The sequence below is a fragment of the Pseudomonas sp. A6 genome, from assembly GCF_052367875.1.
Classification (GTDB): domain Bacteria; phylum Pseudomonadota; class Gammaproteobacteria; order Pseudomonadales; family Pseudomonadaceae; genus Pseudomonas; species Pseudomonas citronellolis.
The window spans coordinates 3323352-3336957 of record NZ_CP198970.1; the positions used below are offsets into that span (position 1 = coordinate 3323352).

Sequence of the window (13606 nt, forward strand, 5' to 3'; positions counted from 1 at the left end):
CAGCGCGGCGGTCTACAGAACCGAGCGAAGCCGGCCGGCAGCGCCGCGAACAGGCGTGGCGCGCCAGGTGCCGGCGAGTGAGGTCGATCATGCGCTGGACAGTCCGGGTAGCGTGCATCGTCGCCTTGCTGTTCGGCGCCCCGGCATTCGCCGGGCCGCTCGGGCAGAAGGCCGCGGTGGCGGAGAACAAGGCCGAGGTGCTCGAGGAGCAGGCGGCCGAGCAGGGGGCGACCGGCACGGCCGCCCAGGTCAGGCCCATCACCCGCAGCGAGGCCCGCGCCGTGGACCCGGCCGGGGAGGCGCCGCTGGACGACGCCATCACCTGCCTGGCCCGCTCCGTCTATTGGGAGGCCAAGGGCGCATCGCGCGGGGACATGGAGGCGGTGGCCAACGTGGTGATGAACCGGGTGGCCAGCAAGGACTTCCCCGATACCGTCTGCGCCGTGGTCAAGCAGGGTTCGGAGAGCAGGAGCTGCCAGTTCTCCTGGTGGTGCGATGGCCGCCCCGACCAGGTGGTGGAGGAAAAGCGCTACGGCCTGGCCCGCGACATAGCGCGCAAGGCGCTCAACCGCCAGTTGCCCGATCGCACCGACGGCGCGCTGTACTTCCACGACCGCCACGTCAGGCCGTCCTGGGCGAGGACCTACCTGAGGACGGCGCGGACCGAGCACTTCCTGTTCTACAAACCGCGCCTGGGCGGCGAGCCGATAGCCCGCAGCGGGGCGGGACGGCGGCCGTGAGCGGGAGCGGTGGTCTTGCCGGGGGGGCGGGGTTTGTCTGCGATAGCCGGAGGTTCCGCTGCGGATCGCGGATAAGATCCGCTCCTACGGGGAGGGACGGTGCAAGGGGCAAACCGTAGGAGCGGATTCATCCGCGATCCGGCCGGCAGGCCGGCGTGTATCGGTGACCGCGGACGGAGTCTCATACCCCTGCCATTCCCATGTAGGAGCGCGCCCTGCGCGCGATTCGCGGGCAGGACGCGCTCCTACAGGGAGGGTGCAAGGGGTTGGCCGGCGTGTATTGGTGATCGTGGATTAAGGTACGGGCGGGCACGGCTTCTCGTAGGAGCGAGCTTGCTCGCGAACAAGCCCCGTAGCGGAGTCTGTTCGCGAGCAAGAACTAGGCGTCCCCCTCGATCCTACGAAGAGCACCTCGGCGCAGCCTGCAAGGCAGTTGCTCCTACGGTGCTCCAGGGGCGTTACATGGAGTACTTGACGCTGAACATCAGGTTGCGCGGCTCGCCGTAGTTCAGGTTGCCGAAGCTGATGCCGCTGTAATAGTACTTGTCGAAGATGTTGTTGAAGTTGACGCGGGTGTCGATGTTCTCGCTGACCCGGTAGCCGAGCATGGCGTCGACCACGGTGTAGCCGCCCTGCTGGAAGCCGGTGGTGGTGTCCTCGGTCTGGCTCTGGGTGGTCAGGTTGCCGCCCACGCGCCATTTGTGCAGGTCGCCCGGCAGGTTGTAGGTGGTGGCCAGCTTGAACAGGTGGCGCGGCTTGCTCGGGTCGAAGGGCTTGCCGACGTTGGATTCGTCGGCGTCATGCTTGTACTTCGCGTCGACGTAGGTGTAGCCCACCATCGCCTGCCAGCCTTGGCTCAGCTCGCCGCTCAGTTCCATGTCCACGCCCTGGCTGCGGACCTTGCCGGAGGCGCGCTGGCAGTAGTCGAAGGAGCTGGGGTTGGCCGGGCACGGGTTGGGGCTGCTGGTGTCGTCGGTGGCGCGGTTTTCCTGGTCCACCTGGAACAGCGCGATCTGCGAGTTCAGCGCGCCGCCGAAGTGCTCGCCCTTCAGGCCGATCTCGTAGTTCTTGCCGGTGATGGGGGTGAGTACGTTGCCGGTGGCGTCCAGCGTGTCCTGGGGCTTGAAGATGTCGGTGTAGCTGGCGTAGACCGAGTAGGTGTCGTTGAGGTCGTAGATCACCCCGGCGTAGCGGGTGACCTTGCGGGTGACCTTGAAGACGTCGGTGTCGCCGTGGGCGTCGGCCTCGTACCAGTCCAGGCGGCCGCCGAGAATGACCTTGAGCGGGTCGGCGATGTTCAGCCGGGTGGTGACGTAGGTGCCTTTCTGCTCCTGGTCGAGCTTCATGCCCCAGAGGTTCATGTCGATGTTCGGCTTGAGGGTCGAGGCCGGGTCCCACTGCGTCGGGTCCATCGCGCCCAGCGGCGTGCCGTCCTTCTTGAACAGGTCGCCCCAGCCGCCGTGGCCGTCGAAGCGCTCCTGGCGATAGCTGGCGCCCACCACCAGCTCGTGCTCGCGGCCCAGCAGCTGGAAGGGGCCGTTGGCGAAGGCGTCGTAGCTTTCGTGGTCGTCGGTGTAGTCGTACTTGCCGGCGCCCTGGGTCATGGTCGGGCAGTCCTGGGTGTAGTAGCAGCTGTTGTACAGGCCGAGCATGTTGATGCGCGCCCACAGCTTGTCGGCCGCCAGCTTCATCTGCCAGCCGTTGTCGAAGCGGTGGGTCAGGTCGCTGAACAGGTGCGTGGTCTTGGTATCCCAGTAGGACCAGTCGGCGCCGTAGTAGTCGGAGCGCTTCAGGTCCAGGTGGCGGCCGCCCAGCGGGGCGGGCAGGCCCACCCAGTTGTCGTTGCGGTTGTCGTCCTGATAGGAGGCGCCGATGGCCAGGGTGGTGTCCGGGCTCAGGTCGGCCTCGGTGATGCCGTAGAGCACGCCGCGCTCGCTGCTGACGTAGTCCTGGAAGCTGTCCTTGGTCTGGTAGGCCATCACGGCGCGGCCGCGCAGGGTGCCTTCGCTGTTCAGCGGGCCGGAGACGTCGGCTTCGCTGCGGTAGCGGTCCCAGGTGCCGGCGCTGCCTTCCAGGCTCATGTGGAAGTCCTGGGTGGGGCGCTTGCGCACCATGTTGATGGCCGCCGCCGGGTTGCCGGCGCCCTGCATCAGGCCGGTGGCGCCGCGCACCACTTCGACGCGGTCGAACATCGCGAGGTCCGCCGCGGAGATCACGTCCTGGGTGTAGGTGGAGATGCTGGTGGGCAGGCCGTCGTACATGATGTTGTCGACGTCGAAGCCGCGCGAGGCGTAGCTCACCCGCGCCGGGCCGTACTGCTGGACGGTCAGGCCGGTGACGCCCTTCACCGCGTCGTTGAGGTCGTTCATGCCCTGGTCGTCCATGCGCTGGCGGGTCACCACGCTGACCGACTGCGGCGTCTCGCGGATCGACATGGGGATCTTGGTCGAGGTGCGCATGGCCTTGGTGGTGTAGGAGCCGCTGCCTTCGGTGGTGGCGGCTGCGGCGGGGTCCTGGGTACCGAGCACCTCGGTGGCGCCCAGGTCCACACGGTCATCCTTGGCCGCGGCCTGGATGGCCAGGGGGAGGGCGGAGAGGCTTAGCAACAGGGCGCTGGATACTACTTGTCTCATTTTGCAGGGTCCTGGTCGGATGTAAGCCGCATGAGGCCGTGGCAGAGGCCGGCTGCGATTCTTGTTTACGTAGGAAATCGGAGAGGGATTTCTCCGTCGGCAAAATGGTAAGGAAAGGTAAATATGTTGTAAATAAAAACAATTAGCATTTACAAACAATCACCGAGGTGGCCTTGAGGGACGGTTGTTTCCAAGGAGGGATCATCGCGGACGGAGTCCGCTCCTACGGCTCCGGGGGAGTACGGACGTAGGAGCGACTGTCTTGCAGGCTGCGCCGGGGCGCTCTTCGTAGGATCGAGGGGGACGCCTAGTTCTTGCTCGCGAACCGCATGGCATCGCGCTTGTTCGCGAGCAAGCTCGCTCCTACGAGAAGCCGTGCCCACCTGCAACGTAGGAGCGGACTCCGTCCGCGATTGGCCACCGGCCATGCGAGTCGTCGGACATCGGTGCTCCGGCCAGCGGCGGATAACCGCGAACGGTTATTCGCCCTACGTGCTGTCGGCAGAGGAGGATTTTTCCTGCGACCGGGCTTTCATTTCCGGCTGAGGGGGAATGTCGTAGGTGTTTGGTGTGGGGGCAGGGCGGCTACCCATGCGCCTTACATGGCGCCGCTTGCAGCATGTACCGCAGGTAGCCGTTGGGTGAGGTGCCCAGGTGGCGGAAGCCTGCCCGTTCGTAGAGCCGGCGTGCCGGGTTGTCCTGGCGCACGCTCAGGGTGAGGTGGCTGAAGCCTTCGGCCCTGGCCGCGGCGATATAGGCCTGGAGCAACGCATCTCCAATGCCCTTGCGGCGGAAAGCGGCGCAGACGCCGAGCGTGCAGAGTTCGGCATGGCCCTCGTCCGGCATCCAGAGGCTGTAGCCTACGGGCTGTCCTTCCAGGGTGGCGATGGTCAGGCGCTCCAGATGCTCGACCCAGCGCGTCAGGTGCCGCTCCAGTTGCCGGTACCAGTCGTCCTCGTGGGCCGGCTCCCATTGGCGGATGTAGGCCAGCTCGCCGCGGTAGACGAAGGGGAGGTCGCTGGCCAGTGCCGGCCTGAGGGTGGGTTCGTTCATGGTGGGCGGCCCTCCTTGGCGCTTCGATGTCGTTCTGCAGCGGGCGGGACCGGCGCCTGCGCGCCGACCCGCCCGTGGCCTCGTCAGCCGTGCGCCAGCGGCGGGGTGCGCGGGGGGACGATGCGGCGCTTGCCGGTCGACTCGAAGGCCGCGGCGAAGCGCAGCAGGGCCGAGTCGTCGTAGGCGCGGCCGGCGAAGGTCAGGCCCACCGGCATACCGATGTCCGCCATCACGCCCATGGGCACCGTCACCGTGGGCACGCCCAGGTGGCGGATGGCGAGGTTGCCGTTGGCGACCCACACGCCGTTGCTCCAGGCGATGTCCGCCGAGGCCGGGTTGACGTCGGCGTCCGCCGGGCCCACGTCGGCCACGGTGGGGAAGAGCACGGCGTCGAGGCCGAGTTCGTCCATCCAGTCTTCCAGGTCGAGCTTGCGCGTCTTCTCCAGGCCGCGCAGGCCGTCGGGCAGGGTGGCGATCTGGTCCCAGGGCTTGATGCCGCGCTGGGCCATGCGCACGTATTCGTCCATGCCGGCGGCGAGGTCGCCCTCGCGGTTGGGCAGGGTGCCGGGGTCGTGGGGGAAGATCAGCTCGCCCTGCACGTCGGCCAGGCGGTTCAGCCTGGGATCGCCGTTGGCCCGCAGGAAGTCGTCGAAGGCCCAGCCGCTCAGCTCCCACAGCTCGTCGTGGAGGAATTCCTTGGAGACGATGCCGCGGTTGAACACCGTCGGCGCGCCGGGGCGGTCGCCCTCGCAGTTGGAAACCAGCGGGAAGTCCACCTCGAGCACTTCGGCTCCGGCCGCTTCCAGAGCCTTGCGGGCTTCTTCCCAGAGGGCGATCACCGAGGGCCGGGTGTGGATGCGCTGCCCGGTCGGGCCGCCGATGCCGGGGTTCTCGCTGGTGCCGGCCGCTTCATCCTTGTTGATGAACATGCGCGGCACGCCGAGGCGCTTGCCGGCCAGGGCGTCGGCCTTGGCGGCCAGTTCCAGGTAGGACGCCGGGCGCACCGAGGCGACGTCGGGGATCGGCACCCAGGGTTGCAGGCGCCACAGGTCGCCGCGCTTGTCGGCGTCCTCGGCGACCACCACGTCCAACACTTCCAGCAGGTCGGCCATGCTCCGGGCGTAGGGCACCACCACGTCCATGGTCGGCGTCAGCGGCCAGTTGCCGCGCACCGAGATCACCCCGCGCGACGGGGTGTAGGCGCACAGGCCGTTGTTCGAGGCCGGGCCGCGGCCGCTGGACCAGGTTTCCTCGGCCAGGCCGAAGGCGCAGAAGCTGGCCGCGGTGGCCGTGCCCGCGCCGTTGGACGAGCCGGAGGCGAAGGGCGCGGTGAGGTAGGCGGCGTTGTAGGGGCTTTCGGCGCGGCCATACACGCCGCGCTGCATGCCGCCGTTGGCCATGGGCGGCATGTTGGTCTTGCCCAGGCAGATGGCGCCGGCGGCGCGCAGGCGCTCGATGGTGAAGGCGTCGCGGTAGGCCACCAGGTCCTTGAAGGCCGGGCTGCCGGAAGCCGCGGTCAGGCCCTTCACCAGGTAGCTGTCCTTGGCGGTGTAGGGGATGCCGTCCAGCGGGCCCAGCGTCTCGCCCCGGGCGCGGCGCGCGTCGGACGCCTCGGCCTCCGCCAGCGCATCGGGGTTGCGCACCACGACCGCGTTCAGCGCGGTGGGGGTGTCGGCGCCGTCGTAGGCATCGATCCGCGCGAGATAGGCCTTGACCAGTTCGACCGCGGTGGTGCGGCCGGACTCGAGCGCGTCGCGCAGCTCGGCAATGGAAACCTCGGTTACCTCGATCATGCTGTCACCGCCGCTTGCAGGTGGGTGGTCGCGAAATCGGCTTTCATACTGTCCTCGTTCACTGCTTGTTCGACGCCAGGCCCCGGGCCCGGCGGCAGTAGAGCAGTGTATCAGCTCGCCCGGGGATGGCAGAGGCGGGGCATGGGCGGTCGCATGCGTGCTTTTTGCCCACCCCGGGGACTGCCTGGATTACCCTGGCCACCCGCTTTCCGAACGAGAACACCGCGATGCCCGATGAAGACCGCAACCCGCTGCTGATCGATGGCCCGGCAGGCCGGATCCAGTTGCTCATCGACGCCCCGGCCGGCCCGGCCCGCGGCGTGGCCATGGTCAGCCACCCGCAGCCGCTGCTCGGCGGCAGCCCGCGGCACCTGGTGCCGCTGACCCTGGCGCGGCGCCTGAGCAAGGCCGGCTGGCTGGCGGTGCGCCCGAGCTTCCGCGGGGTGGACGGCACCGAGGGCGAGTACGCCGAGGGCATCGGCGAGGCGCAGGACAGCCAGGCGGTGGCTGCCTATCTGCGCGAGCGCTACCCGGACCTGCCCCTGGCGCTGGTGGGCTTTTCCTTCGGCGCCTACGTGTTTGCCCGCACCGCCCGCGACCTGGCGCAGCCGGCCGAGGCCTTGGTGCTGATGGGCCTGCCGGTGGGCACGGTGCCCGGCGGCCGGCACTACGAACCCATGGCGCTGCCGGCGGACTGCCTTCTATTGCACGGCGAGGCCGATGAAATGGCGCCGCTGGCCAATCTGCTGGACTGGGCGCGGCCCGAACAGCGCCCGGTCACCCTGTTCGCCGGCGCCAACCATTTCTTCAAGGGCTGCCTGGACCGCGCGGTGGACCAGGTGCTGGCCCACTTGCGCGGGGTGGAGCGGTTGCCGGGCTGAACCTCAGCCGGCCTTGGCGGTGCGTACGGACGATGGCTGGGCCAGGGCGATGGCGCCTTCGGCGGCCAGCTCGGCCAGTTGCGCGGCCGCCAGGCCCAGTTCCTCGCCCAGCAGGCTGGCGGTGTCCTGGGCGAACACCGGCGGCGCCAGGCGGTAGCTGGGCGGCGTGGCGGAGAACTTGGCCGGGTAGCCGAGCAGGGTGACCGGCGTGCCGTCCTGGCGCTGCAGCGTCTGCAGCATGCCGCGGGCCTGCACGTGCGGGTCGGCCAGGGCCTGTTGCAGGTCGTTGATCGGCCCGCCGGGGATGCCGGCTTCTTCCATGGCCGCCAGCAGGTCGGCGGCGCGCCAGGTGCCGATGGTCTTCGCCAGTTCCACTTCCAGTTCGCGGCGATGCTGGCTGCGCCCGGCGTTGCGGGTGAAGCGCGGGTCGCCGGCCAGGTCGTCGCGGCCGAGCAGGCTGCACAGCGCCTGGAACTGGCCGTCGGCGCCGCAGGCCACGAGGATGTAGTCGTCGCTGCAGGCGAAGTCGCGGTAGGGCACCACGTTGGGGTGGGCGTTGCCCAGGCGCTGCGGCACCTGGCCGCCGACCAGGAAGTTCATGGCCTGGTTGGCCATCAGCGACAGTTGGCTGTCGAGCAGCGCGCAGTCGATGTGCTGGCCCTCGCCGCTGGCATGGCGGTGGTTGAGGGCGGCGAGGATGGAGATGATGGCGTACAGGCCGCAGAACAGGTCGCTGACCGGCAGCCCGACTTTCAGAGGCCCGGCACCGGGCTCGTCGTCGCGGTGCCCGGTGATGCTCATCAGCCCGCTCATGCCCTGCACCAGGAAGTCGTAGCCGCCGCGCCCGGCGTAGGGGCCGGTCTGGCCGAAGCCGGTGACCGAGCAGTACACCAGGCGCGGGTTGAGCGCCTTCAGTGCGGCGTAGTCCAGGCCGTAGCGGGCCAGGGTGCCGACCTTGTAGTTCTCCACCAGCACGTCCGCCGAGGCGGCCAGCCGGCGCAGCAGGGCGGCGCCGTCCGGATGGCCGAAGTCCACGGCGATGGCGCGCTTGTTGCGGTTGGCGCAGAAGTAGTAGGCGGCGTCCCAGGTCTGGCCGCTGTCTTCCAGGAAGGGTGGGCCCCAGGTACGGGTGTCGTCGCGGCGGCTGGGGCGTTCCACCTTGATCACGTCGGCGCCCAGGTCGCCGAGGACCTGCGTGGCCCAGGGGCCGGCCAGGACCCGCGACAGGTCGAGGACGCGCAGGCCGGCGAGCGGGCCTTGGTGGGTGGCTTGCGTGTTGCTCATGCTGTTCTCCGAATCAGTGCAGGGGTTGGCCACGGGTTTCCGGCATGCGCAGGAAGGCCACCAGGGTGATGACGGCCATGGCCGAGACGTAGACCAGGAACCACTGCTCGTCGCCGCGGCTCTGCAGCCAGGTCATCAGGTATGGGGTGGTGCCGCCGAAGATCGCCACCACCAGGTTGTAGGGCAGGCCGATGCCCAGGGCGCGGATGTCGGTGCTGAACAGTTCCGACTTGATCGCCGGGGCGATGGCCGAGTACAGGCCATAGAGCAGCAGGCCGAACAGTTCCACGGCGAGGATGGCGCCGAAGGAGGCGTTCATCGAGCGCACCACCGGGTACAGCAGCAGGGCGTAGCCGAGGGCGAAGACGATCAGCTGCGGGCGCCGGCCGATGCGGTCGGACAGCCAGCCGAACAGCGGCTGCGAAAGCATGAACACCACCAGTGCCAGGCTACTGGCGCCGTAGGCGGTGCCCGGCGAGGCGCCGAGGCTGCGGATGGCGTGCACCGGCAGGTAGCTGACGAACAGATAGAAGGCGAAGGCCCCCAGCAGGCTGATGCCCACCAGGCGTTTCACCGCCTGCGGATGCTCGCGCCAGAGCGTGCGCAGCGGCTGCTCCAGGCGCTGGCCGCGGCGCTGTTCGTGGCCCTTGCGGAAGGCCGCGGTCTCCTCCACGCCATGGCGGATCCAGAAACCCGCCAGGCTGCCCAGGCCGCCGATGAAGAAGGGGATGCGCCAGCCGAAATCCATCAGTTGCTCGCGGCTCAGGCACTGGCTGAGCAGCCAGGCCAGCCCGGAGGCCACCAGCAGGCCGAGGGCGATGCTGGCGAAGAAGAAGCCCGAATAGAGCCCGCGCTGGCTGGCCGGCGCCGACTCGGCGAGGAAGGTCGCCGCGGCGCCGTATTCGCCGCCCACCGACAGGCCCTGGACCATGCGCGCCAGGACCATCAGCAGCGGCGCGGCGATGCCGATGCTGGCATAGGTGGGCATCAGGCTGATCAGCAGCGAAGGCAGGGCCATCATCAGGATGGTCAGGTTCAGCGCCGCCTTGCGTCCGGCGCGGTCGTTGAACACGCCGATCACCCAGCCGCCCAGCGGGCGCATGGCGAAGCCGATGGCGAATACGGCGAAGCTGGCCAGCAGCGCAGTGGTCTCGTTGTCGGAGGGGAAGAACTGGTGGCTGAAGTAGAGGGCGAAGGCGGTGTAGACCGTCCAGTCGAACCATTCCACGGTGTTGCCGATGCTACCGGCGACGATGGTGCGCCAGGCGATGGGCGTGCCGGCGCGCGGGGCGGCCCCGGCGAGCGCCGGGGCCTGCTGGGTTTGGCTGAGTAGCTGGGCCATGGGTGTTCTCCATTGTGATTGTTATGAGAAGCACGGGTGCCGCGGATCAGGCGGCGGGCAGGTGGCGTTCGAGGAAGGCCAGGCTGTTTCCCGGGCCATCCAGGGCCGCGCGGCCGATCAGCGGCTGCCAGGCCGACTCGCTGCCGTAGTCGGCGCGCCACTCGTGGAGACGCCGGGTGTACAGTTGCAGGTCGTACTCCTCGGTGACGCCGATGGCGCCGAGCACGCCGTGGGCGATGGCGCAGATGCGTTCGGCGGCGGCGCTGCAGCGCGCCTTGGCCACCGCGGCCGGAACGCTGGCCGGCCACGAGGCGCCATGCAGCGCCAGCTGTGCCGCCATGCGTGCGGCGAAGACTTCCTCGGCCAATACGCTGAGCTGCTGCTGGATGGCCTGGAAGCGGCCGATGGGCTTGCCGAACTGCTGGCGGGTATTGGCGTATTCCAGGGTCAACTGCAGGACGCGTTCGCCGGCGCCGGCGATCAGCGCGGCGCTGAAGGCGGCGCCCAGGGCGCGCCAGTCGCGCCCGGCCGGCAGGCGCAGGGCGTCTGCGGGCAGACCGGGCCAGCTCAGGTCCTGGGCCAGGCTGGCGTAGACGCCGTTGGCCTGGCGTTGCGCCGAGGCCAGCGGCAGCAGCCAGGCGCCATCCGGCAGCTCGGCCAGCAGCCACTGGGCGCTGGCGGCGAAGGGCACCTGGCGGCACACCAGGGTGTCACCCTCGCGCCGGCCGGTTGCCAGGGCGATGGGGCCTTCGGGCAGCGGCAGGCCGGTTTCGGCCAGCGCCGCGCGTACCCACCAGGTACTGGCCAGGGGCAACGGCAGGGCTGCGCCGCCGGCGGCGAACAGGAGGCGGCAGGCGGTTTGCGCACTGGCCGCGGCGCCGCCCTGGGCTTCGGGCAACAGCAGGTCGGCGAAGCCGTGTTCGGCCAGTGAGCGCCAGAGGGCATCGGCAGGCTCGCCCAGGTCGATGCGGCGGACCCGTTCGAGGCTGACTTCGCCTTCCAGCCATTGGCCGAAGGCGTCGATGATCAGGGTGTCGAGGTTCATGGCGGGCTCCTATCGCAGGCCAAGGCCGCGGGCGACTACGCCGCGGAGGATTTCGCGGGTGCCGCCGCGCAGGGAAAACACCGGGGCCATGCGTTCCAGGTAGGCCAGGGTGCGCTGCAGCAGGTGCGGCGCCTCGGCGCCGTCGATGGCGCCCAGCACGTCGCCGAGCAGGGCGGGGATGGATTGCTCGAAGGCGGTGCCCAGGTCCTTCACCAGCGCGGCCTCGACCACCGGGCTGCGGCCGTCGGCCAGTTGCGCGGCGAGGCTCACCGAAAGCGCGCGCAGCACCATCAGTTCGCCGAGCAGTTGGCCCAGCAGGCGTTCATGGCCGGGCTGCGGCCGTACGCGCAGCCAGTCCATCCACGCATCGAGCAGTGCGATGCTGGAGTAGATGCGTTCCGGCCCGCTGCGCTCGAAGGCCAGCTCGGCGGTGACCTGCTTCCAGCCTTCGCCTTCCTTGCCGACCAGGGCGCCCTCGGGTAGCTGCACGTCGTCGAAGAACACCTCGCAGAAGTGCTCGGCGCCGGTGAGGTCGCGGATCGGGCGGATGCTCACGCCCGGCAGGCTCAGGTCGACGATCACCTGGGACAGGCCGCCATGGCGGTCCTCCGCGCTGCCGGAAGTGCGCACCAGGGCGATCATGTAGTGGCTGTGCTGGGCGTAGGTGGTCCAGATCTTCTGGCCATTGAGCCGCCAGCCGGTGGCATTGCGCTCGGCGCGGGTGCGCACGCTGGCCAGGTCCGAGCCGGAATTGGGTTCGCTCATACCGATGCAGAAGAACTGCTCGCCACGGCAGATCGCCGGCAGGTGGAAGCGCTTCTGCGCCTCGCTGCCGAAGCGCAGCAGCAGCGGCCCGCTCTGGCGGTCGGCGATCCAGTGGGCGGCTACCGGCGCGCCGGCGCAGAGCAGCTCTTCCACCACCACGAAACGGGCCAGGGGGTCGAGGCCGGCGCCGCCATACTCGTGGGGCAGCGTCAGGCCGACCCAGCCGCGCGCCGCCAGGGCCCGGCTGAAGTCGGCGTCGAAGCCCTGCCAACTGCGCGCGCGCAGGTCCAGCGGATAGTCGCCCAGGCGCTCGGCGAGGAAGGTGCGCAGCTCGCTGCGCAGGGCCTCGTGGCGGGGCGGCAGGGGGCGGAAGTCGAGGGCTTCGAGCATCAGCCTTCACCCCGTCCGGCCAGCAGGCGCTTGACCTGGTATTCGATCACCGTTTCCGCGCGCTGGTTGAGCACGCTGACGCGGGAAGTGACCACGGCGCGGCCGTGTTTGGAGGTAGGGCGGACCTCCTCGATTTCCACCAGCGCTTCCAGGGTGTCGCCCACCACCACCGGGCCGCGCACGCTCTTGTGCAGTTCCAGCAGGGCCAGGCCGGTGCCCTGCAGCATGGTCTGCATGAGGATGCCCTCGATCAGGCTGTAGCTCAGCGCGGCGGGCACCGGGCGGCCCTGGATGGCGCCGGCGAAGGTGCTGTCGATGAAGATGACCTCGGTTTGCCCGGTGACGCCGACGAAGCCGATCAGATCGGCCTCGGTGACGGTGCGGCGGTAGGTGCGGAAGCGCTGGCCGGGTTCGAGGTCCTGCCAGTGATAGCCTTGCCCGAGGGCGATTTCGTTGTGCGCCATGGAGTCACTCTCCTGTTGGGATTGTTGGCATCGAGTGGCTTCAGGCTATGGTCGGCATCCTCGTTCATCCAATATTATTTGGCGCATTATTGATACGCATGGAGTATCAGTGTGGAGCTGCGCCAGATTCACCAATTCCTCGCCCTCGCCGAGACCCTGAACTTCCGCGAGGCCGCCGAGCGCCTGCACATGTCCCAGCCGCCGCTGTCGGTGTCGATCCGCAAGCTGGAGGAGGAGATCGGCCTGCCGCTGTTCGAGCGCACCACGCGCCAGGTGAGCCTGACCGAAGCGGGCCAGGCCGTGCTGCCGGAGCTGCGCAAGGTGCTGCTGCACCTGCAGCAGGCGCAGCGTTACGCGCTGGAAGCGGGCGCCGGCGCTCGCGGCCAGCTGACCCTCGGCTCGGTGGGTTCGGCGACGCTGTCGCTGGTCCCGCGGCTGATCCCCGAGTTTCGCCGGCGCTACCCGGGCATCGCCCTGGAGCTGCGCGAGCTGCCTTCCAGCGGGGTGCTGGAGCTGGTCGAGAACGGCCGCGCGGACGTCGGCCTGGTGCGCTTCCCGCTGCCCCAGCCAACGTCGTTGCAACTGATTCCCCTGGAGTGGGAGCCGATGATGCTGGTGGTGCCGCGCGACAGCCCGCTGGCTGGCGATGGCCGTCGCCGTGTGCACCTGGCCGAGGTGGCCGACCAGCCGCTGATCGACTACCCGCACAGCGAAGGGCTGCACTACGTGCTGTTGCAGCTATGCCAGGCGGCGGGGTTCGTGCCGCAGCTGGTGCATTCCACCACCCAGGTGCAGGCGGCCATCAGCCTGGTGGCCTGCGGGCTGGGCGTCGCCCTGGTGCCGGCGCTGCACGCGCGCAATTCGGCGGCGCCGGTGTGCTTTCTGGAACTGGAGACGCCGCACCAGGAGCGCACCGTTGGCCTGGCGCTGGTGTGCAACCCGGACAACGAGAGCCGGGTGGTGCGGCAGTTCCGCGACGTGGCGTTGGAATTGCTGGGAGTGGAAGAGGAAGGCGGGGTTGGTCGGTAAGCTCGACACCTGGCCTGGGAGCGGCAGGCGTTGATGCCCAATGCGTCCTTCGCGGAGAAGGCAGCGCGCAGAAATGCAGGGGAGGGGGAACTTGTCGCCGTGGCGCTGTCTACAGAAGCGATTCCCCCGCCTCGCCGGCATCGGGCGATGCTTCAGCGGTGAGGTGGGGGATCAGCTCTCTTGCCTT

The 13606-nt window shown here is 69.2% G+C and carries 11 protein-coding genes; 3 read left to right on the forward strand and 8 right to left on the reverse strand.

The genetic code is table 11. The features are described from left to right. The first annotated feature begins 89 nt into the window (after positions 1–89). Positions 90–740, forward strand: coding sequence for a cell wall hydrolase (locus tag ACTWJ5_RS14975; protein ID WP_256515120.1), 651 nt, complete (start codon positions 90–92; stop codon positions 738–740). A 458-nt stretch (positions 741–1198) separates the two neighbouring features. On the opposite strand, the gene ACTWJ5_RS14980 is transcribed toward ACTWJ5_RS14975, so the two are convergent. From ACTWJ5_RS14980 to ACTWJ5_RS14990, 3 genes are all read right to left on the reverse strand, one after another. Beyond that, a complete protein-coding gene (locus ACTWJ5_RS14980; RefSeq protein WP_074984533.1) occupies positions 1199–3373 on the reverse strand; it encodes a TonB-dependent siderophore receptor in 2175 nt (724 codons plus the stop codon). A 585-nt stretch (positions 3374–3958) separates the two neighbouring features. After that, on the reverse strand, positions 3959–4426 hold the full coding sequence (locus ACTWJ5_RS14985; protein ID WP_116425224.1) for a GNAT family N-acetyltransferase: 468 nt from the start codon (positions 4424–4426) through the stop codon (positions 3959–3961). Positions 4427–4509: 83 nt separating this feature from the next. Beyond that, entirely contained in the window at positions 4510–6219 is a 1710-nt protein-coding gene (locus ACTWJ5_RS14990) for an amidase (protein ID WP_444439281.1), read from the reverse strand. Positions 6220–6446: 227 nt separating this feature from the next. Between ACTWJ5_RS14990 and ACTWJ5_RS14995 the strand changes: the two genes are divergently transcribed. After that, positions 6447–7100: an alpha/beta hydrolase gene (locus ACTWJ5_RS14995; RefSeq protein WP_444439283.1), complete on the forward strand. Its 654-nt coding sequence runs from the start codon at positions 6447–6449 to the stop codon at positions 7098–7100. A 3-nt stretch (positions 7101–7103) separates the two neighbouring features. Here the strand turns inward: ACTWJ5_RS14995 and ACTWJ5_RS15000 are convergent, their stop codons facing one another. The 5 genes from ACTWJ5_RS15000 to ACTWJ5_RS15020 are packed head-to-tail and all read right to left on the reverse strand — an operon-like array spanning position 7104 to position 12390. After that, a complete protein-coding gene (locus ACTWJ5_RS15000) occupies positions 7104–8384 on the reverse strand; it encodes a CaiB/BaiF CoA transferase family protein (protein ID WP_444439285.1) in 1281 nt (426 codons plus the stop codon). Positions 8385–8397: 13 nt separating this feature from the next. After that, the gene (locus tag ACTWJ5_RS15005; RefSeq protein ID WP_074984542.1) at positions 8398–9726 is read right to left on the reverse strand and encodes an MFS transporter; all 1329 of its coding nucleotides are present in this window, start codon (positions 9724–9726) and stop codon (positions 8398–8400) included. 46 nt (positions 9727–9772) lie between these two features. Next, positions 9773–10771: an acyl-CoA dehydrogenase family protein gene (locus ACTWJ5_RS15010; RefSeq protein ID WP_074984544.1), complete on the reverse strand. Its 999-nt coding sequence runs from the start codon at positions 10769–10771 to the stop codon at positions 9773–9775. Positions 10772–10780: 9 nt separating this feature from the next. Continuing rightward, positions 10781–11929, reverse strand: coding sequence for an acyl-CoA dehydrogenase family protein (locus ACTWJ5_RS15015; protein WP_444439595.1), 1149 nt, complete (start codon positions 11927–11929; stop codon positions 10781–10783). Further along, a complete protein-coding gene (locus ACTWJ5_RS15020; RefSeq protein WP_074984549.1) occupies positions 11926–12390 on the reverse strand; it encodes a MaoC family dehydratase in 465 nt (154 codons plus the stop codon). Before ACTWJ5_RS15020 ends, ACTWJ5_RS15015 begins: the two co-directional genes overlap by 4 nt. Positions 12391–12501: 111 nt before the next feature. Between ACTWJ5_RS15020 and ACTWJ5_RS15025 the strand changes: the two genes are divergently transcribed. Continuing rightward, positions 12502–13419, forward strand: coding sequence for a LysR family transcriptional regulator (locus tag ACTWJ5_RS15025; RefSeq protein ID WP_444439288.1), 918 nt, complete (start codon positions 12502–12504; stop codon positions 13417–13419). Positions 13420–13606: the final 187 nt, after the last annotated feature.